We start from the raw sequence: 20611 nt of genomic DNA, 5'->3' as shown, positions 1-20611 counted from the left end.
GGTCAGAGGTCGGCGATGGCCTCGAGCGGGCGAGTGCGTGCTGCCCGGCTCGCGGGCCACAACGCTGCCAGCACCCCGACCACGCCGGATCCGAGGAGCATGGCGGTGACCTGCCCCCACGGCACCGTCACCTGCTCGAGCCCCTGATCCTTCAACGTGCTCACGAAGCCCCACCCGAAAGCGATTCCGAGCAACACCCCGACCGCGGCACCGAACACCGCGATGAGCATCGACTCCAGGTAGATGGTGCGACGCATCTGCGCACGCTGCATTCCGACGGCCCGGAGCATGCCGATCTCGCGGCGTCGCTCCACCACGGACAGGGCGAGCGTGTTGATGATTCCCAGGATCGCGATCACGACGGCGAGGGCGAGCAGTCCGTAGAGAATGGCGAGGAGGGTGTCGATCTGAGCACCCTGTGTTCCCTTGAACTGCTCTCGGTCCTGCACCTGAACCACGACGAACTGTTTGGTCGCGGCCTCGAGGTCTGACCGTAGTTGCGTCAGGTCTGTTCCCGGCTTCGCGTCGATCAGCACGGTGAAGGCCGGCAGGGTTGCGGCGGGCATCACCTGGCGATACACGTCGTCGGACACCACCCACTCCCCGATCAGCTGGTTGTCCTCGAACACTCCCGCCACCTGCGCGTCGACGACCTTGCCGTCGGCGCTCTTCATCGGAACCGTCGAACCGAGGGTCCAGCCCTTGTCCGTGGCCGCTGTCTGCGAGACCAGCAGGTGATTGGCCGTGAGGTCGGCGGCGCCCTCGACGAGGGTGTAGTCGAGCACCCCGTCGATGGGACCTTCGAGTGAGGCGCCCTGCTCTGCTTCGTCGTCGACCGTGACGGACACGGGGTGCAGAGCGGTGGCACTCTGGACGCTGTCGAGGTTCCGGACGGCGCGCGCCGCGCCGGACGGGACACCGATCTGGTTGGGTCCGGTGAGGATGTAGTCGGCGGTCACTCCCACGTCGACGAGCTGATTGACGCCCGTTTTCGCCGAAGATCCGAACACGCCGATCACCGAAACGAGCATCAGTCCCAGTGTGAGGGCGAACGCGGTGGCGGCCGTGCGCCGAGGATTACGGACGGCGTTGGTGCGGGCGAGCCTGCCGACCGGCCCGAACGGTTTCGCGAGGACGGCGCCGAGTGCACCGACCACCGGCCGGGACAGTGCAGGCGCGGCGAACAGCACGGCCAGGATCAGGCCCAGGGCACCGATACCCACCACTGCGGCCGCACCGCCTCCCGTCCCTCGCGAACCGACGACGAGGCCCACCACACCGAGCGCGCCGAGCACCGCACCGACGATCGTCCGGATCCGCAGCGAATCCCCGGTGGACGCGAATTCCTCACGCATCGCTGCCACGGGCGGAACCTTGGCCGCTCGACGGGCCGGTGCGTACGCACTGACCGTCGTGACGACGACACCGATCACCAGGGCGACGAGGATGGTCCGTGGTCCGACCTGGAGCGGCCCCTCGGGCAGGCCGAGGTCGAACGCGTTGAGCACTGTGCGCAGACCGTAGGCCAGGCCGATCCCGGCGGCGATTCCGATCGCACTGCCGATCACTCCCACCACGAGCGCTTCGAAGACCACCGACCGGCCGACCTGCTGACGGCTGGCTCCGATTGCACGAAGCAGGGCCAGCTCGCGCAGTCGCTGAGCGACGATCATCGAAAACGTGTTGTAGATGATGAAGGTGCCCACCAGAAGGGCGATTGCACCGAATGCCAGCAGGAAATAGTTGACGAAACTCAGTGCCTCCGAGATTTCGGCCTTGGTCTCCTCGCGCACCTCGTCGCCCGTCTGCACCTGGGCATCGGGTAGGGCCGCGGCGATCCGGTCCCGCAGATCAGCCTGCGACAGACCGGTTCCGGCGACATCGAGGTACTCGACGTGCTCTCCGTCGGTGAACAGCTCACGCGCCTGGGAGTCCACGAACGTGGCGCTGAGGAAGCCACCGGTGTCGTTGCCCGTGGAATAGATGCCGGACACCGTCACGTCCACCATGCCGCGCGCAGGGACCAGGACCTTCGTGGTGTCGCCGACGGTGAGTCCGGCGCGTTCGGCGGCGCTCGCGTTGACCGCGATCTGGCCCACCTGGGCCGGCGGAGTGCCCTGGAGGTACTCGTCGGCCTCACCCAGCGCCTGGTCCGGCGGCAGGTAGGACTCCCCGACGCTCGGCGCTCCCCCGGTCTGCACGGCAGCGCCATCGGAGCCGATGAGCACGATTTGTCCGCTGACCGAGGGCGCCACCTTGCGGACTCCGTCGACCGCGACGACCGTGTCCACGTCCGCGAGTGGAATACCGCGCGAGTTCTCCTCGGCGCTCGACACCCGGACGTCGACGCCCTGGGCGGTGTTCTCGAAAATCGAATCGAAGGTCTTCTGAAGTGTGTCGGTGAAGACGAAGGACCCGGCGACGAAGGCGGTGCCGAGGACGACGGAGAGGACGGTCAGGGCGAGCCGCACCTTGTGGGCGGCGAGATTGCGCAGAGAAACCTTGCGCATGGGAGCGCGAGAGGTGGACGCCATACCGTCAGACCACCCCGTCCGTGGCGAGTGCATGGGCGCCGCCGGATACCGATGCCCGCTCGTCGAGCCGCTTCATCGTGTCGAGGACCGAATCGGCGGTCGGATCTCTCAACTCGTCGACGATCTTCCCGTCGGCGAGGAACACCACCCGGTCGGCGTACGCTGCCGCGCGCGGATCGTGCGTGACGATCACGACCGTCTGGTGGAACTCGTCGACGGCCGCACGGAGGATGGACAGCACCTCCCCCGAGGACTTCGAGTCGAGGTTTCCGGTGGGCTCGTCACCGAAGATGATCTCCGGCTGTCCGGCGAGCGCCCGGGCACACGCCACCCGTTGCTGCTGTCCACCGGACAACTCGCCGGGGCGATGCCCGAGGCGGTCCTGCAAACCCAGTTTGTCCAGCACGTTGTTCAACCACACCGCGTCGGGCGCCCGGCCCGCGATGTCGAGCGGAAGCGTGATGTTCTCGAGAGCGGTGAGGGTCGGCACCAGGTTGAACGCCTGAAAGACGAACCCGATACGGTCGCGGCGCAGCTGCGTCATCTGCTTGTCCGACAGCGTCGTCAGCTCGGTGTCGCCGATGAGCACCGAACCCGAACTGGCCGAGTCCAACCCGGCGAGGCAATGCATCAACGTCGACTTACCGGACCCTGAGGGGCCCATGATCGCAGTGAACTCACCACGGGCGAACTCCGCGGATACCGCGCTGAGCGCGTGGACCTGGGTGTCGCCGGTGCCGTAGGTCTTCGACAGCTCGACAGCACGGGCAGCGACAGCGGGGGCATGCGTGCTCATGATCGCCTTTCGTTTCTTCCGTGACGGCCCCACCCCGTGGTGACGGGTCGGGCCGGCGCGCGGGGCGCACTCCACCATCTTGTCGAGAGGTAGGTCGGGCCGCCATCGGGGACCACCCTGATCTTTCGCGGACGACGATCGTGGACCGGCACCGCGGAAACCTGAGCAGCGCGAGAGGCGGGCTGAGAGAATTCGGACACACCGGCGCGAAGGAGAAGCTCATGACCACCGAGTCCCCTAAGCCGAGAGCAGGCGCGCGATTCGTCGACGCCTTCCTCCAGTCGCCTTTCGCCGGACTGACTCCGTGGATCGTGATGTCGCTGCTCTCGGGTCCGGGACGGTTCGAGGAATCGGTCGCCGCCGCTCTCGCGTTGTCGATCCTGTTCCTGTTTCTCAGCCATCGCCGGGGTGGAGCCCTCAAACCCCTCGAAGTGTTCGACATCGTCTACTTCGGCTGCCTCGCCGCTATCGGACTGTTCGCCTCCGACACGGTGATCACGTGGCTGGAGACGTGGTCGGGTGAAATGTCGAGCCTTGCGCTGGTCGTTTTCGCGTTCGGCTCACTGCTGCTGCGCAACCCGTTCACCCTGCCGTACGCGAAAGAGACCACACCTGAGGAGTATTGGAGCTCACCGCTCTTCCTGGCGATCAACCAGCGCATCACACTGGTGTGGGCCCTGTCGTTCACGGTATCGGCGGCGGCCGGGCTGTTCGGCGACGCGGTGCTGGGGCAGCCGGACAACTTCTGGACGGGCTGGATCATTCCGATCGGGGCGTTGCTGTTCGCCCTGTCCTTCACCGAGTGGTATCCGGATGTGGCGACTGCGCGGGCGCCGCGGGAACCCGGAGAACCGGAAGAAGTGGCACCACCACTCCTGAAACTGTTCGAGTTCCTACCACCGTTCGTGATGGGCGTGGGCATCGCCATGCTCGTCACCGACAATGACCCGGACTGGCTGGCGATCGCGCTCATCGTGGTCGGAATAGTCGCCGGCGCCGCGTTTCGCCGCACCGGCGCACGCAGGCCGGCCGCTTCCGCCGGGTGAGGGCAAAACCGTCCTGAGCCGTCCCCCGGCCACTAACCTTGTGACTGATGTCACACAGGAGAGGTGGGCGCATGTCGGACGCCGCGAACGGAATCATCTTCGACCGGCTCGCGCACTGGGCGCAGTTCCGACCGAACACCATCGCCGTGCAGTTCCAGGATCGCGCGTACACGTGGTCCGAATGGCGCGACCGCATTCTGCAGATCGCCGGAGCTCTGGCGGAAGGGGGAATACGGCAGGGAGACACGGTCGCCTTTCTCGACAAGAATCACCTCTCCTGCTTGGAGGTGACCTACGCGGCGGGTGTGCTCGGAGCGGCCACCGCGGTTCCCAACTGGCGGCTCGCCGGCGAGGAACTCGACTACGTGATCAACGACTGCCGTGCCCGAATCCTCTTCGTCGGGAACGAGTTTCTGCAACAGGTCATGGCGCTGCGCGATCGGATGACCGGTATCGAGCAATTCATCACCGTCGGTGGTGAGCACGACGAATTCGAGCCGTGGTTGACGGAGGCGTCCCAGCTGTGGCGGCCGCCCGTCGTGGATCCCGAGTCGACGACGTTGATTCTCTACAGCTCCGGAACCACCGGTAAGCCGAAGGGGGTGCAGCTGACGCACCGCAACCTGAACGCCCACAACGTCGACGCACTCGCCGTGCTTCCCGCCCGGGAGGACGACTGCTTCCTCGTCGCGATGCCGCTCTTTCACGTCGGTGGTAGCTGTTACGCGATCATGGGAATCCACGCCGGCGCTCGATGCCATGTCGCGCGGGATGCCGATGCCCCGTCACTGTTCGCAGGTCTTGCCGCCGGAGCCACTATCGCGTTCCTCGTTCCGCCGGTGATCGCGGGCGTCCTGGCCGCAGGCGAACAGGCCGTCGCCGCATTCGGCGCGCTCCGCCGCATCACGTACGGAGCGGCGCCGATGCCACTGCCGCTACTCCGGAGCGCGTTGGCTGCTTGGCCCAGGACGGAATTCGTCCAGGTGTACGGGATGACCGAATGCGCCGGTGTCGTCACAGCCCTCCTCCCCGAGGTGCACCGCGACGAAACGCAGGTCGAACGCATGGCGTCGGCGGGACAGCCCATTCCCGGCGTCGAGATGCGCATCGTGGACCCGGTTTCCACCCGGGACGTCGCTCCCGGGGAAACCGGCGAATTATGGTGGCGCACGGAGCAGCGGACGCCGGGCTATCTCGGCAAACCCGAGGCGACGGCCGAGGCGATCACCGCCGACGGGTGGCTCCGCAGCGGCGACATGGGACGCGCGGACGCGGACGGATTCGTATACATCGAGGACCGTCTCAAGGACATGATCATCACCGGCGGTGAAAACGTCTACTCGCCCGAGATCGAGCGGGTGCTGGTCGAACACCCGGCGGTGGCGGAGGTGGCGGTGATCGGTGTGCCCGACGAGCATTGGGGCGAAACTGTGAAGGCGATCGTCGTCCCCGTCGAGGGAACCGTCGCCGACCCGGACGAGCTGATCCACTACACCCACCAGCGTCTCGCAAAGTTCAAATGCCCGACCAGCATCGACGTCGTCGAGATGCTGCCGCGCAATCCGACGGGGAAAATTCTCAAACGGGAACTACGCGCACCGTACTGGAAGGACCGCAGCCACAAGCTGGTGTGAGCACCGTCCATACTGGAGTCGTGACCGGTCGATGCCCCTGCCTTCTCGGTGAGCCGTACGACGACTGCTGCGGACGGTTCCACCGCGGCGAGGCCACCGCCCCGACCGCCGAGCGGCTCATGCGGTCCCGTTTCAGCGCCTTCGCCGTCCTCGACGCGGACTATCTCCTGGCAACCTGGCATCCGAGCACCCGGCCTGACGGCCTCGACCTCGATCCCGCGCAGCGGTGGACCCGGCTCGACATCCTCGGGTCGAGCGGCGGCGGACTCCTCGACACCGCCGGCACCGTCGAGTTCCGGGCCCATTTCGTGTTGGACGGCGAGCGCGGCTCGCTCCACGAGAACAGCCGTTTCGTCCGCGTGGACGGTCGCTGGCTGTATCTCGACGCACGTGCGGCCGGCCTCTCAGTATTTAAGCCGGGGCGGCGGCTCCCGCGTGTCTGATCGCGCCCGGCTTACGATCGAAACATGAACAACCACCGGATCGGCCCTGTCGCCGTCTTCGCCGCCTGCGCGCTGGCCCTGACACTCACCGGATGTTCGGAGTCGAACTCCGCCAGCAGTGTGGCGGCGACGTCACCCGCCGCCGCGGCGACCACGAGCACCGCACTCGAACCCGACGCATCGACGGTCCCGACCGACGCGTCGCCGAAGTCGTCCGAGGCGTCCGGTCCGGCGAAACTGACGGTGACCGACATCCGGATCGGTCGGCACGAGGGCTTCGATCGAGTGGTCTACGAACTCGGCGGAACGGGCACGCCGGGCTGGCGGGTCGAGTACGTCGACGAGGCCGTTCAGGACGGCAGCGGCAGGTCGATCCCGATGTCGGGCAACGGAATTCTCCAAGTGCTGATCGACGGCTCCGCATATCCCTTCGACAGCGGCGTGGAAGGGTATGCCGGTCCGAACCCATTGCCCGGGGAGCCCGGCGGGGTAGTGACCGAGGTCAACGGTGCCCTCGTCTTCGAAGGTGTCACCCAATCGTTCATCGGCGTGACGCGCCCCGACCTGCCGTTCACGGTGTCGAGTTTGTCGGGACCGACGAGGGTGGTCGTCGACATCGCGAGGTAGGGAGCACGCTCGGCATCCCAGCGCTTGACCTCGAGTTCGGTTCAGGTTCTACCGTCGTGTCATACCCACGCTCTACCGTGTGGGTAGCGACAGGAGGCCGCCGACATGAGCATGGAAGTTACAGCGTGGAACGCGATGTACAACGCGATGCACGCCCAAGAGGATCGTCGACCGTTCTCGCGCACCACCTTGCGGCGGATCGCCCGCTTCGCCGCGCCGCACCGACGGAGCCTGGCGTGGTACCTCCTGCTCAGCGTGATCACCGCGGCGCTGGCCGTGGCCACACCGGTGCTCGCCGGCCGAGTGGTGGAGGCGATCATCGACGGCGACGCCGTGTCCGCCGTGGTCCGTCTGGCCGGGCTCATCGCGCTCATCGCCGTCCTCGAGGCCGCGCTGGGCCTGTGGACGCGATGGTTGTCGGCCAGCATCGGCGAGAACCTGATCCTCGATCTGCGAACCGCGGTGTTCGACCACGTGCAGCGCATGCCCATCGCGTTCTTCACCCGCACCCGCACAGGTGCCCTCGTGAGCCGCCTCAACAACGACGTGATCGGAGCGCAGCGCGCGTTCAGTGACACGCTCTCCGGTGTCGCCGCCAACCTCGTGACGCTCGGTATCACCCTCATCGTCATGATCGGAATCTCCTGGCAGATCACCCTCCTCGCGCTGCTGCTGCTGCCGATTTTCGTGCTGCCCGCCCGCCGGATGGGTGCCAAGCTCGCGCAGCTCAACCGGGAGGCCGCCAACTACAACTCGGTCATGAGCACCCAGATGACCGAACGGTTCTCGGCACCGGGAGCCACCCTCGTGAAGCTGTTCGGCCGTCCGTCGGAGGAGTCCGCCGAATTCGCGGTGCGGGCACGGCGGGTCCGCAACATCGGGGTCCGCACGGCGATGTTGCAGTCGGTGTTCGTCACCGCACTCACCCTGGTGTCGGCGTTGGCGCTGGCCCTCGTCTACGGTCTCGGCGGGTTCTACGCATTGCGCGGTCAGCTCGACGCCGGCGCCGTCGTCGCCATGGCGATGCTCCTCACCCGGTTGTACTCACCGCTCACCGCGCTCGCCAGTGCCCGCGTCGACGTGATGAGCGCGCTCGTCAGTTTCGAGCGCGTCTTCGAGGTTCTGGATCTGCAGCCGCTGATCCAAGAAAAACCCGACGCCACGGTAGTGCCCGACGGCCCCGTATCGGTGGAATTCCGGAATGTGGAGTTCGCCTATCCGGCCGCCGACAAGGTGTCGCTGGCATCCCTCGAGGAGGTCGCGACCCTCGACACCCGGGAGGGCGTCGAGGTGCTGCACGGAGTGTCGTTCCGCGCCGAACCCGGCCAGATGGTCGCCTTGGTGGGATCTTCGGGAGCGGGAAAGTCCACCATTGCCCAGCTCGTCCCGCGGCTCTACGACGTGGATGCCGGCGTGGTCGAACTCGGCGGTGTCGATGTCCGGGATCTCACCGCCGACTCCGTCCGCGCCACCGTCGGCATGGTGACGCAGGACGGGCACCTCTTCCATGACACCGTCCGCGCCAACCTCCTGCTCGCCCGCCCGGGCGCCTCCGCCGCCGAACTGGACGAGGTGCTGGAACGGGCCAGGCTCACCGAACTGGTCGCAGCACTGCCCGACGGCCTCGACACGGTGGTCGGCGAACGTGGCTATCGGCTCTCCGGCGGTGAGCGACAACGACTGACCATCGCCCGACTGCTGCTCGCCCATCCGCGCGTCGTCATCCTCGACGAGGCCACCGCGCATCTCGATTCGACGTCGGAGGCGGCGGTGCAGGAGGCATTGGGCGAGGCACTGGCCGGACGAACCGCCGTGGTGATCGCACACCGGCTCTCCACCGTCCGCGCCGCCGACCTGATTCTCGTGATCGAGGCCGGACGAGTCGTCGAACGCGGCACCCACAGCGAACTCCTCGCCCTGGGTGGCCGCTACCAGGAGCTGTACCGCACCCAGTTCGACACGGGTACCCAGTCGTCGCCCACCCTGACGGAGGTCATCTCGGCTACGACGTAAGCCGGCGGATCGCGCCGAGGGGCAACGACATCCACCGCGGGCGGTTCCGGGCCTCGTACACCACTTCGTAGACGGCCTTGTCCAGTTCGTAGGCGCGAAGCAGGACTGATGAAGACCGAGGGTCGTCACCGGCGACCGAGGTATATCCCTCGCAGAAAGCCGTTCCGTTGCGGTGGGCCCACTCACGTGCGCGGAACTCGCGCTGCGACGCTGCCGCTTCCGTCACGGAGTCGGCGAGCAGGTGATGTGCGGCGTAATCGAAGGAACGCAGCATGCCCGCGACGTCGCGCAGGCGGCTGTCCGGTTCCCGCCGCTCGGTCAGCGTCTTGGCAGGTTCTCCCTCGAAGTCGATGAGCAACCACCGTTCGGGGGTTCGGAGCACCTGGCCGAGGTGGAGGTCGCCGTGGATCCGCTGCACCGTGATGCTCCCCAGCGACTCGGCCTCCGCATACCGTTCCCGAATGGCGGGTGCCACTTCCGCCAACTCGGGAACGACCTCGGTTGCCGCCTCCAGACGGCGCAGCATTGCCGCCACCGTCGTGGAGGTGACTGCCTTGTCCTCGGTGCCGAGCGCCCGCGCGAGGGTGGCGTGCACCTCGGCGACCGCAGCCCCCATGCGATACGACTCCCCCGCGAAGTCCGTCCCGACCTCGTCTGCGCGGAGGTCCGCCTCCATCAGAAGGTCGCGCACGCTCCCGAGTGCCATGGTCCACCCGTCCGCCGAATTGGCGGCGAAGTCCTGGACCATCGCCAGGGTCGTTTCGATGCCTTCCACGTCGGATTCGATCCACGCGCGCAAGGTGGCCACGTACTCGCTGCCTGCCTCGCCGAGTACCCGGTGCATCTCCACGTCCGGGTTCGTCCCCGGGGTCACGAGGCGGAAGATCTTCATCAGCAACTTGTCGCCGAGCACCACGGACGTATTCGATTGTTCAGCGCCGAGTGTCCGCCCCTTCAGGCCGGGTTCGATGACGCTCCCGGGAGCGGTCCGCAGCCGGATCGGCCCCGAGCCCTGCGGCGACGCGAGCCGTTCCGCGTAGAGATCGATCACTTCGGCGTCGTGCAGGCCGTCGTAGGCGAACCATTCCGAACCGACATCTCCGTCGGGCGCAGGTAGCGCCCAGGGCACCAGGTCTTCGGGAAGGTGACTGCGGAAACCGAGCGGCACCTGATAGACCTGCGGTGGCCCGGTCTCGAAGTCCACCGAGACCAGGAGGTGATCGACCGCGAACCCCGGCACACCGGCGAGAGGCTGGCGCAGCAGGATCCGGACACCGGAAATGGTGTTGCCCTTGGCAGCGAACCAGCGGCGCTCGGGTAGCCATCGAGCGAGCTGGGGCTCGAGGATGTGGTCGGGGATTGTCGTCGGTTGATTCACGGCTGTACCGCCTGTTCTGCCTCGCTGCTCACCGGGTGACCGTCTGTCACTCCGCCGTCCCGTGGATCCGGTTGCAGGGCAAACCAGAAGAAGCCGTGCCCCGGCAATGTGACCATGTATCCGTCGTCCGTGATCGGCGGGAACGGAACCGATCCGGTGAGTTCCACCGGGATGCGACCGGCGTATTGCGACAAGTCGAGGATCACCGCCTGCGGATACCTCGACAGGTTGTTGACACACAGGATGACATCCGCGGGTGCGCCTTCCGAGCTGGGCGGCGTTTCCCGCACATAGGACAGTACGGCCGGGTTGGCGCTGCCCAGTTCGGTGAACGAGGCGGTACCGAACGCCGGATGCTGTTTCCGCACCTGGATCATTCGCCGCGTCCAGTGGAGCAGGCTGTTGGTCGAGTTCATCTGCGCTTCGACGTTCACCGACTGATATCCGTACGTGGGGTCCATGATGACCGGCAGATACATCCGGGCCGGATCCGCGCGGGAGAACCCGGCGTTGCGGTCGGGCGTCCACTGCATGGGAGTACGGACGGAATCCCGATCACCCAGCCAGATGTTGTCGCCCATACCGATCTCGTCGCCGTAGTACAGGACGGGCGAGCCCGGCAGGCTGAGTAGCAGTGCCGTGAAAAGCTCGAGCTGGTTGCGATCGTTCTCGAGCAGCGGCGCGAGACGACGGCGAATACCGATGTTCGCCTTCATCCGCGGGTCCTGTGCGTATTCGGCATACATGTAGTCGCGCTCCTCGTCGGACACCATCTCGAGCGTCAACTCGTCATGATTTCGCAAGAAGATTCCCCACTGGCACGAACTGGGAATGGGTGGTGTCTGCGCGAGAATCTCCGAGATCGGGAAGCGGTTCTGTCGGCGCACGGCCATGAAGATTCGCGGCATCAGCGGGAAGTGGAACGCCATGTGGCATTCGTCGCCGACGTCCGGTTCGCCGAAGTACTCGACCACGTCGGAGGGCCACTGATTCGCCTCGGCGAGCAACGCGCGGCCCGGGTACTCGGCGTCCATCACGGCCCGGCACTTCTTCAGGAATGCGTGCGTCTCGGGCAGGTTCTCGCAGTTGGTGCCTTCACGCTCGAACAGGTACGGGACGGCATCCAACCGGAATCCGTCGATACCGAGGTCCAGCCAGAACCGGAGCACGTCGATCATGGCGTCCTGAACTTCGGGATTGTCATAGTTCAGGTCCGGCTGGTGGGAGAAGAAGCGATGCCAGTAGTACTGTTTGCGCACCGGATCCCACGTCCAGTTGGATGTCTCGGTGTCGACGAAAATGATTCGCGCGTCCGGATATCCTTCGTCGGTGTCGGACCACACGTAGAAGTCGCCGTACGGGCCGTCGGGGTCGCTGCGCGACTCCTGGAACCAGGCGTGCGTGTCGGACGTGTGGTTCATGACGAGATCGGTGATCACCCGGATCCCGCGCCGGTGCGCCTCGTCGAAGAGGTGAACGAAGTCCTCGACTGTACCGAATTCCGGTAATACAGCACGGAAGTCACGGATGTCGTAGCCGCCGTCACGCAATGGGGAGTCGTAGAAGGGCGGCAACCACAGGCAGTCGACACCGAGCCAGGACAGATAGTCGAGCTTGGCGGTCAACCCCTCGAGGTCGCCGGTGCCGTCTCCGGAAGAGTCGTAGAAGGCGCGGACCAGGACCTCGTAGAACACTGCGGTTTTGAACCACTCGTGGTCGACCGTCAGTTCCCGGGCATGGGAGAAATCTTCGGACCGTGCCTCGACGATGTGGCCCTCCAGGTCGTGTTCCGGCTCGGCGTTGACGGAGGACGACGGTTCTTCCAGGGGCATTAGCACCTCGGTATGCGACTCGATCACAGGAACCGCGAGGTTCCTCGGACACTTCCTCGATCGTAGGGCGGGTCAGCCTGAAGCGCTCGGAACGCGGGCAGCGGAGCGTCCCCGGAAGAGGCCGGCAACTTTCCTTGACTTCGACGGTAAACGCGGACAGAAGGTGTCCTCTATCGGCGCGAGACTGTGTTCATGAACGAGACGACGCACAACGACATTTCCGACGAACGCAGCCTGCTGCTGCTCCTACTCGAGCATCAGCGCACCGCGTTTCGCAACGCCATGTCGGGCCTGACAGAGGAGCAGGCGCGCAGCGTGCCCAGCGCGAGTGAGATGAGTCTGTCCTCACTCCTCAAACACGTGATCGACGGGGAGGAATCGATGACGGCCCGCGTTCTGGGAACACCGCGCGCCGAGGGGTCCGACCCGGTTGCCGCATGGACGGCTGCCTGGAATGTCGCCGAGGACGAAACCGTCGAAGTACTCCTCGCCCGGCTCGACCGAGCCGGGCGAACCACGGAGGCCGCGATCGCCGCGGAACCCGATCTCGGCAGGGACGTCCACCTGCCCGCCGACGTGGCGAAATGGATGACGCCGGGTGTTGTTTTCACTGTCCGCTTCATGCTCGTCCACCAGCTCGAGGAGATGGCCCGCCATGCCGGGCATGCCGACATCATCCGACAGTCCATCGACGGTGCACGGGCCGATACCCTGGCCGGCGGCACCGCCTGGTCCTGACGGGCGCGCAGTGCTCGGGTAGATTCACCGCTCGGACGGCGCTGCAGAGCCGCCCGAGGAGCGACGACGAGGAGTTCAGGTGGACGGTGTGAGCGGAACGCGGCGTGTGGTCGCCGCAGCAGCGGTCGGCATTGTGGCGACTTTCGGTCTGTCAGGAACGGCGTCGGCCCAGCCCTCGGCACCGAGTGTTCCCGGACTGGCGGAATTGCGCGCCCAGGCGGACAGGCCCGGTGAGCAGGTCGCGGTCGAGGCCCTGGCCTCGTCCACGGCGCTTCGGGACGTGGCCGGGACACACACCCCGTTCCTATACACGGCACCGACAGTGGGCTGCGGCACCGTCGCCCCGGTCACGCTCACCCTAGCCTCGGGAACCACCGACCCCGCCGCTGCGGCGATCAGCTTCCAGGCGCTCTCCGCCTACCCCGGCGTCGTCCAGTCGTCCGGGCTCACCGTCGCGTGGATCAACACCAATACCGGCGCCAGCGGCATCCTGCCGCTCGACGGCGTCACCGAGGGCGGCTACCCGTCGCTGTCGAAGGTTGTGGCCACCGGACCGGGCACCGTCGTTGCGTCGATCTTCGGCACCGTCGGCTACACCGGCGCCACCTGTTATGTACTGCCCACCGTGGGGACGTTCCTCGTTCCCACCGAGGGTCCTCTACCCGCCGACGCGGCCGGTCAGCCGGCGCCGGCTCCCGCTCCCCCGGCGTAATGACCGGGGGCTCGGCAGGGCCTCTTCTCGGCGAGCCGCGCGGGTACTACTCGCGCGGCTTTCTTCTGCTGTCGCGGTCACGCTGGAACTTGCCGGCGTCGCGGTCGCCCCGGGCAGGCCTTCCCGACGGTGGGCCGGAGTCGGGCTGAAGCTGGATCAGCACACCGGAGATGCGGGTGCGCCGCAGGGCCTCGAGCGTCTCCCGGGACAGGTCTGCGGGTAGTTCCACCAGGCTGTGATCGGGACGGATGCTGATGTGCCCGAAATCGCTGCGCCGCAGCCCACCCTCGTTGGCGATGGCACCCACGATGGCGCCGGGCACCACACGATGCCGCTTCCCCACCGCGATGCGATAGGTGGCGAGTTCCTGACCCTCCGGGCCCCGCGACCGGGTGGGCGGGCCGTCGTCGAATCGACGGGCCGGACGCTCCCGGGGTTCGCGCGGTTCACGCTCGCGACGCGGCGGAGGCGGCGGTTCGGGTGACATCAGGAATGCATCACCGTCGCGCGACTGCACCGCGAGCGCTGCTGCGATGTCGGCGAGCGGCACGTCGTGCTCCTGCTCGTAGTCCTCGATCATCTTGCGGAACAACGCAAGGTTGTCGGAGGTGAGGCTCTCGGTGATGGAGTCGCCGAACTTCGCGACGCGCTGCGCGTTGACGTCGTCGACGCTCGGAAGCTGCATCTCTGCCAGCGGCTGGCGTGTTGCCTTCTCGATCGCCTTGAGGAGGTGCCGTTCCCGGGGTGCGACGAACAGCAGAGCCTCGCCCGCGCGTCCTGCTCGACCGGTACGGCCGATGCGGTGCACGTAGGACTCCGTGTCGTGCGGGATGTCGTAGTTGACCACGTGGGAGATGCGGTCGACGTCGAGACCGCGTGCAGCGACGTCGGTGGCGACGAGGATGTCGAGAGCACCACTCTTGAGCTGGCCGATGGTTCGTTCACGCTGCGCCTGCACGATGTCGCCGTTGATCGCGGCAGCGGAGAACCCGCGGGCGCGCAGGCGTTCGGCGAGATCTTCCGTGGCCTGCTTGGTGCGCACGAAGATGATCATGGCCTCGAACGACTCCACCTCGAGAACACGAGTGAGGGCGTCGAGCTTGCGCTGATGCGCCACCTGCACGTACCGCTGCGAGATGTTGGACGCGGTGGACGTCTTCGACTTCACCGTGATCTCGATGGGATCGTGCAGATACTGCTTGGAAATTTTGCGGATCGCGCCCGGCATGGTGGCCGAGAACAACGCCACCTGTTTCTGTTCCGGCGTATCGGACAGGATGCGTTCGACGTCTTCCTGGAAGCCCATCTTCAGCATCTCGTCGGCCTCGTCGAGGACGAGGTACGACAGCTTGGACAGGTCGAGCGTGCCCTTTTCCAGGTGGTCGATGACCCGGCCGGGCGTGCCGACGACGACGTGGGCGCCGCGGCGCAGCCCGGACAACTGGACGCCGTAGCTCTGGCCGCCGTAGATCGGCAGCACATGAAGACCCGGAATATGGGTCGCGTACTTACCGAACGCCTCCGCGACCTGCAGAGCCAGCTCACGCGTCGGTGCGAGCACCAGGGCCTGCGGCGACTTCTGGGTGAGGTCGATCCGGGAGAGGATCGGAACCGCGAACGCGGCAGTTTTGCCGGTACCGGTCTGGGCCAGTCCGACGACGTCGTTACCTGCGAGCAGAGGCGGGATGGTGGCTGCCTGGATCGGCGAGGGCGACTCGTAGCCCACATCGGACAGTGCCTTCAAGACCCGATCATCGATGTCGAGGTCGGCAAAAGTGGGCGGTTCGGGTTCACGTTCGATATCACTCATTGACCAGCAGTTTAGTGCACGACTCGGCGCCGCAGCGCCATGCCGGGTAAATACGCGGCCACCGGCACGGGAGACACCTGTGCCGGGTCGTCGCCTAGCGTGGACGGCATGGTCGATGTCGCCGTCATTCAGTTCGCCCCCGGTCAGGACAAGCAGGAGAACGCGAGCACCCTTCGCAGGCTGGCCACCGAGGCGTCGGGTCGCGGCGCACAGGTGGTCGTGGCCCCCGAGTACGCGATGTTCACGGCTCCGCGGACGGACCACCGACTCGTGGAGTCGGCGGAGGGACTGGACGGCACGTTCGTGACAGCGCTGGCCGAGACCGCCGCCCAGCTGCAGATACACCTGGTGGCCGGAGTCAACGAGTTGCTGCCCGGCGACGACCACATCTCCAACACGTTGGTGGCTCTCGGCCCGACGGGAGACATCGTTGCCACGTACCGCAAGCTGCACCTCTACGACGCCTTCGGGTACAAGGAATCGGAGGTGATCCGCGCGGGCGAGATCGGGACCCCCGAGACGTTCGCCGTCGACGGTCTCACCTTCGGGATGCAGACCTGCTACGACCTTCGATTCCCGGAGGTCACCCGCCGCATCGTCGACGCAGGCACCGACGTCCTGCTCCTCCCTGCGCAGTGGGTGCCGGGACCGCTCAAGGAGGATCACTGGTCCACACTCGTGCGGGCACGAGCGATCGAGAACACCATCTACGTGGCCGCGGCCGACCAGAGCGCGCGCACGGGGGCCGGAGCCAGCATGATCGTCGATCCCATGGGTGTGACCGTCGCTGCGCTCGGCGAACGGGTGGGCGCCGCCATCGCCGCGGTGACCGCGGAACGCATCACCGAGGTGCGCGAGAAGAACCCCGTGCTCGCGCTGCGGAGATTCACCGTCACGGAGATCTGAGCTGTATTTCCGCGCCCGGAAGTGGAGTAGTTTCGAAGACGAACCGTTCTTCCCGATTCGGAGCGTTCGATGCAGTACACCAGTCGGGCGGACGCCGGTCGTCGGCTGGCCGCCTCACTCGAGCATCTACGCGGAAACGACCTAGTGGTTCTGGGCCTGCCGCGCGGCGGCGTCCCTGTCGCCTTCGAGGTCGCCGCGGCGCTCGCCGCCCCCCTCGATGTGGTTCTCGTACGCAAACTCGGTGTCCCCTGGCAGCCCGAACTCGCGATGGGCGCGATCGGCGAAGGAGACGCCCGGGTCGTCAACGACGACGTGCTTCGGATCGCCCGGGTCAGCAAGACAGCCCTCGCCATGGTCGAGGCCAAGGAGCGCCGGGAACTCGAGCGTCGAGCGCAGGTGTTGCGCGGCGGCAGGAACCGCGTGCCGATACGAGGACGCACCGCCGTCATAGTCGACGACGGCATGGCGACCGGTGCGACGGCGGCTGTGGCCTGCCAGTTCGTCAAGAAGTCGGGGGCGTCGCGCATCGTCGTCGCGGTTCCGGTGGCCGCGCCCGAGGCCGTCTCCCGTCTGCGCGTCACGGCCGACGAGGTGGTCTGCCCGTACACCCCATTCGACCTCGGTGGCGTTGGCAACGCCTACGACGACTTCCATCAACTTGCAGACAGCGAGGTCACAGACCTGCTCGCCACGATATGACAGTCGTTCTCGAGTAAATCTCAGCGAGAGTGCAACGTTCCTGGAGTGACGGTCGATACACCGGACAGAGCACAGAACAGACTGCCTTTGGAGGATCTCGTGACCGTCTCTGCCGATACCGTCGAAACCGTGGTGGCCGCATGTCGCGACCGGCTGGGTGATCCGTCCGGCTGGGTCACCTCGGATGTCTATCGGCACAGCCTCGCCCTGTGCATCATCGAGTCCGTGCAGTCGAGCGCGGGACACAGCGAGGTCGCCGTCGTCGACCGGTATCTGGCGTACCGCCGGGCGGACGCCGGACGGCCGCTCACCGACGGTGCCCGCGACCTGCTCCGCACGTTCGAGGAGGCAGGCAGTTCGGATCAGTGGGCCGGCAAGGTCGGCTCCTACAAGCGCCGCTACACCGCGACGGGTGTGCCGATCGAGGCACGCCACATCCAGCAGGCAGCCGAGCGACTACACCAGCTCCGCGTCAACAGCATCGACGACCTCCTCGAGGCCGCTCGGGACGAGGCGGCGCTGGAGCAGATCCATCAGGCCTGGGTCGACGTGTGCGGTGAGAACAGCGACGTCACGTGGGCGCACTTCCTGATGCTCGCGGGAATCCCCGGGGTGCGACCCAACCGGGTGGCGGAGGTCTTCGTCAACGGCGCCCTGGGCATCTCGGAGGCGACCGATGCCGGTGCCGCGGACGAAATCCTCGAGGCCACCGCGACCGAGCTCGGGGTCGACCCCGAGCAACTCGACTACGCGATCCGGCGGTGGCTTGCGGCCAATTCTCGCCGCCTCGACGACGTCGCGTAGATACCAGTTTACGTCTGGTTACACATATTCTCGCAGGTCAGAAGCAACTTACCCAAAACGGACATCGGCGCTAGTGCGAAACCCGGACAATTGTGATCGAATGCACATCCGTCATGTTGTTTCAGTGGAGGGGTCATAGTGCGAGAGTTTTCGGTACCGCAGTCGTTCTCAATTCCGGAGGACGCCTCTATGGCCGACTCGGTCTTCCGTCATGCCGAGGAGGATCCGACGTTCGTACCGTTCAAGCGTCCGAATAACGGCGGCTGGACGGACGTCACCGCCGCCGAGTTCGCGAAGCAGGTCTCGGCAGTCGCGAAGGGTCTGATCGCGTCCGGCATCGAACTCGGTGATCGTGTCGCAATCCTGTCCGCGACCCGGTACGAGTGGGTTGTCATCGACTACGCGATCTGGACAGCCGGCGGTTGCACCGTCGCCATCTACGAGACGTCCGCGCCCGATCAGGCCAAGTGGATCCTCGAGGATTCCGGCACATCACTGCTCGTCGTCGAGAACGCCAAGCACGCGCAGGCCCTGCGGGTCGTCACCGACGAAGCCGCGGATCTGCGGGAGGTGCTGCAGATCGATGCCGGGGCGAGCGAAGCGACGGGAGAATCCTCCGGGGCTATCGAGGAACTGACGAAGCGTGGGCAGAGCGTCACGGACGAGCAGTTGCACGAACGTCGTCACCAGGTGCGAGCATCGTCGCCCGCCACCCTCATCTACACCTCGGGCACCACAGGCCGGCCCAAGGGCGTGCAGTTGACGCACGCCAATTTCTACGCCGAGTCCGCTGCCGTGAAGCTGGCGCTCTCCGATGCGATGTACGCGGGCCGCCGCACTCTGATGTTCCTGCCGCTCGCGCACGTCTTCGCCCGCGCCATCTCGTTCGGCGCCTTCGACGCGAAGGTCACCGTTGCACACACCGCGGATCTGACGACGCTGCTCGACCAGTTCGCCGCGTTCAAGCCGCACTTCATCCTTTCGGTTCCCCGCGTGTTCGAGAAGGTCTACAACTCCGCGAAGCAGAAGGCGTACGACGGCGGTAAGGGCAGCATCTTCGAGAAGGCGTCCGCCACCGCCATCGCGTACAGCGAGGCTCAGGACAAGGGTGGCGCGGGCCTCGGGCTCAAGCTCAAGCACGCCCTGTTCGACAAGCTGGTGTACTCGAAGCTGCGCACCGCGCTCGGTGGCGAATGCGACCGCGCCGTCTCCGGTGGTGCGGCTCTCGGTGCCCGGCTCGGCCACTTCTTCCGTGGCGTCGGCATTCCCGTGTACGAGGGTTACGGCCTCACCGAGACCAGCGCCGCCATCTCCGTGAACACAACGTCCGCGCAGAAGGTCGGCACGGTCGGGAAGCCGATCGACGGCCATGCCGCGAAGATCGGGGAGGACGGTGAGCTGCTCGTCAAGGGACCCGTCGTCTTCAGTGGGTACTGGCACAACGACCAGGCCACCGCCGACTCGATCCGCGACGGCTGGTTCCACACAGGTGACCTCGGGTCGATCGACGAAGAGGGATTCATCTCGATCACCGGCCGCAAGAAGGAAATCATCGTCACCGCCGGCGGCAAGAATGTGGCGCCGGCGGTCCTCGAGGACGCCCTTCGCGCACATCCGCTGATCAGCCAGTGCCTCGTGGTCGGTGACGGTAAACCGTTCATCGGGGCGCTCATCACCCTCGACGCCGAGACCCTCCCCGGCTGGAAGGAACGTCACGGGCTGGCCGCCGACACCCCGGTGTCCGAACTGGTCAAGAACCCGGACCTGGTCGCCGAGATCGACGAGGCCGTGGCCGAGGGCAACAAGAAGGTGTCCAACCCGGAACGGATCAAGAAGTACCGGATCCTCGAGGTCGACTTCTCGCAGGAAACCGGCGAACTCACCCCCACGCTGAAGCTCAAGCGCAACGTCATCCACAAGGAACACGGCGCGGCCATCGAGGCCATCTACGCGTAAGCGGCTCCGCCGCCCGTGAGTGGCCGAGGAGTGCATCGACTCCTCGGCCACTCACGTGCGCGTAGCGCCCAAGATGAAGTCGCGTACCACCGCGGTGACAGCGGGGTGAACCTTCTCGTGCAGTAGGTCGTGGCCGGCGTCGTCGAACTCCCGGAACTCGAGGCCGGCGATTCCCGTCGCCCATGTCCGGATCGGGTCGATGGGTGCGATGCGGTCGTCCACGCCGTGCACCACGAGCAGCGGCATCTCGAGAACGCCCAACATATCCGCCGTCTGCGCCGCGGCGGCGGACTTCGGTGTCCCGCACAGAATCGCACACCGGAAGCCCGCGTTCCCACGCGCGAGGAGTTCCATCGAGACGGCGGCACCCAGCGAATGTCCCATCAACGCCGTCGGGACGTGCGGTGCGCCTTCTTCGGCGAGGGCGGTGAGGAGCGCGCCGTCCTCGGCCAGTTCCGCGACGGATCCCGGCTGGTCGCCTTCGGACAGGCCGTGTCCCGCCTGGTCGATGCCCCACACGCCGATACCTGCCGACGTCAGGGCGCGCGCGAAGCGATGGTAGTGACCCGTGTGCTGACCCATCCCGTGCAGGAACACGAGCTGGGCGACCGGATTGTCGGCCGGCCAATGCCGGTAGTGCACTCGCCCGGAGTGGCCGTCGAAGAAAGGCATGGCTGCCATTC

At 66.4% G+C, this 20611-nt stretch carries 17 protein-coding genes; 11 read left to right on the top strand and 6 right to left on the bottom strand.

The features are described from left to right. Window positions 1-2: 2 nt before the first annotated feature. Window positions 3-2534, bottom strand: a complete 2532-nt coding sequence (locus L1080_RS04980; RefSeq protein ID WP_250768768.1) for an ABC transporter permease — start codon at window positions 2532-2534, stop codon at window positions 3-5. A 4-nt stretch (window positions 2535-2538) separates the two neighbouring features. Further along, complete coding sequence (locus tag L1080_RS04975; protein WP_250768766.1) at window positions 2539-3330, bottom strand: ABC transporter ATP-binding protein; 792 nt, start codon at window positions 3328-3330, stop codon at window positions 2539-2541. 221 nt (window positions 3331-3551) lie between these two features. On the opposite strand from L1080_RS04975, the gene L1080_RS04970 reads away from it, so the two are divergent. The 5 genes from L1080_RS04970 (at window position 3552) to L1080_RS04950 (ending at window position 9093) form a co-directional block, all read left to right on the top strand. Beyond that, window positions 3552-4376, top strand: a complete 825-nt coding sequence (locus L1080_RS04970) for a DUF3159 domain-containing protein (RefSeq protein WP_250768763.1) — start codon at window positions 3552-3554, stop codon at window positions 4374-4376. A 71-nt stretch (window positions 4377-4447) separates the two neighbouring features. After that, complete coding sequence (locus L1080_RS04965) at window positions 4448-6010, top strand: long-chain-fatty-acid--CoA ligase (RefSeq protein WP_250768760.1); 1563 nt, start codon at window positions 4448-4450, stop codon at window positions 6008-6010. Beyond that, on the top strand, window positions 6007-6453 hold the full coding sequence (locus tag L1080_RS04960; RefSeq protein ID WP_250768758.1) for a YchJ family protein: 447 nt from the start codon (window positions 6007-6009) through the stop codon (window positions 6451-6453). The genes L1080_RS04965 and L1080_RS04960 overlap by 4 nt, the downstream gene beginning before the upstream one ends. A 24-nt stretch (window positions 6454-6477) precedes the next feature. Further along, window positions 6478-7080, top strand: a complete 603-nt coding sequence (locus L1080_RS04955) for an AMIN-like domain-containing (lipo)protein (protein WP_159925505.1) — start codon at window positions 6478-6480, stop codon at window positions 7078-7080. A 105-nt stretch (window positions 7081-7185) separates the two neighbouring features. After that, window positions 7186-9093: an ABC transporter ATP-binding protein gene (locus L1080_RS04950; RefSeq protein WP_250768755.1), complete on the top strand. Its 1908-nt coding sequence runs from the start codon at window positions 7186-7188 to the stop codon at window positions 9091-9093. On the opposite strand, the gene L1080_RS04945 is transcribed toward L1080_RS04950, so the two are convergent. Together L1080_RS04945 and treS are read right to left on the bottom strand one after the other, a co-directional pair. Next, complete coding sequence (locus L1080_RS04945; protein ID WP_159925501.1) at window positions 9083-10471, bottom strand: maltokinase N-terminal cap-like domain-containing protein; 1389 nt, start codon at window positions 10469-10471, stop codon at window positions 9083-9085. The two genes, L1080_RS04950 and L1080_RS04945, sit on opposite strands and share 11 nt — an antisense overlap. Then, entirely contained in the window at window positions 10468-12303 is a 1836-nt protein-coding gene (gene treS, locus L1080_RS04940) for a maltose alpha-D-glucosyltransferase (RefSeq protein WP_250768752.1), read from the bottom strand. Before treS ends, L1080_RS04945 begins: the two co-directional genes overlap by 4 nt. A 192-nt stretch (window positions 12304-12495) precedes the next feature. Between treS and L1080_RS04935 the strand changes: the two genes are divergently transcribed. Both L1080_RS04935 and L1080_RS04930 read left to right on the top strand, forming a co-directional pair. Beyond that, window positions 12496-13041: a mycothiol transferase gene (locus L1080_RS04935; protein WP_250768749.1), complete on the top strand. Its 546-nt coding sequence runs from the start codon at window positions 12496-12498 to the stop codon at window positions 13039-13041. Window positions 13042-13120: 79 nt separating this feature from the next. Then, window positions 13121-13753, top strand: a complete 633-nt coding sequence (locus tag L1080_RS04930) for a hypothetical protein (protein WP_201453446.1) — start codon at window positions 13121-13123, stop codon at window positions 13751-13753. 46 nt (window positions 13754-13799) lie between these two features. Here the strand turns inward: L1080_RS04930 and L1080_RS04925 are convergent, their stop codons facing one another. Further along, on the bottom strand, window positions 13800-15563 hold the full coding sequence (locus tag L1080_RS04925; RefSeq protein ID WP_159925495.1) for a DEAD/DEAH box helicase: 1764 nt from the start codon (window positions 15561-15563) through the stop codon (window positions 13800-13802). A gap of 108 nt (window positions 15564-15671) precedes the next feature. On the opposite strand from L1080_RS04925, the gene L1080_RS04920 reads away from it, so the two are divergent. The 4 genes from L1080_RS04920 (at window position 15672) to L1080_RS04905 (ending at window position 19928) form a co-directional block, all read left to right on the top strand. Continuing rightward, entirely contained in the window at window positions 15672-16469 is a 798-nt protein-coding gene (locus L1080_RS04920) for a carbon-nitrogen hydrolase family protein (RefSeq protein WP_250768746.1), read from the top strand. 69 nt (window positions 16470-16538) lie between these two features. After that, complete coding sequence (locus L1080_RS04915; RefSeq protein ID WP_159925491.1) at window positions 16539-17168, top strand: phosphoribosyltransferase; 630 nt, start codon at window positions 16539-16541, stop codon at window positions 17166-17168. 99 nt (window positions 17169-17267) lie between these two features. After that, a complete protein-coding gene (locus tag L1080_RS04910) occupies window positions 17268-17972 on the top strand; it encodes a heme peroxidase (protein ID WP_159925489.1) in 705 nt (234 codons plus the stop codon). Window positions 17973-18110: 138 nt separating this feature from the next. Beyond that, entirely contained in the window at window positions 18111-19928 is a 1818-nt protein-coding gene (locus tag L1080_RS04905) for an AMP-dependent synthetase/ligase (RefSeq protein ID WP_250768743.1), read from the top strand. Window positions 19929-19979: 51 nt separating this feature from the next. Here the strand turns inward: L1080_RS04905 and L1080_RS04900 are convergent, their stop codons facing one another. Beyond that, window positions 19980-20600, bottom strand: coding sequence for an alpha/beta hydrolase (locus L1080_RS04900; RefSeq protein WP_159925485.1), 621 nt, complete (start codon window positions 20598-20600; stop codon window positions 19980-19982). Between the last annotated feature and the right edge of the window lie 11 nt (window positions 20601-20611).

This window comes from Rhodococcus sp. MSC1_016, from assembly GCF_023667485.2.
Taxonomy (GTDB): domain Bacteria; phylum Actinomycetota; class Actinomycetes; order Mycobacteriales; family Mycobacteriaceae; genus Rhodococcus_F; species Rhodococcus_F oxybenzonivorans.
This window is presented reverse-complemented; position numbering and strand designations above follow the sequence as displayed.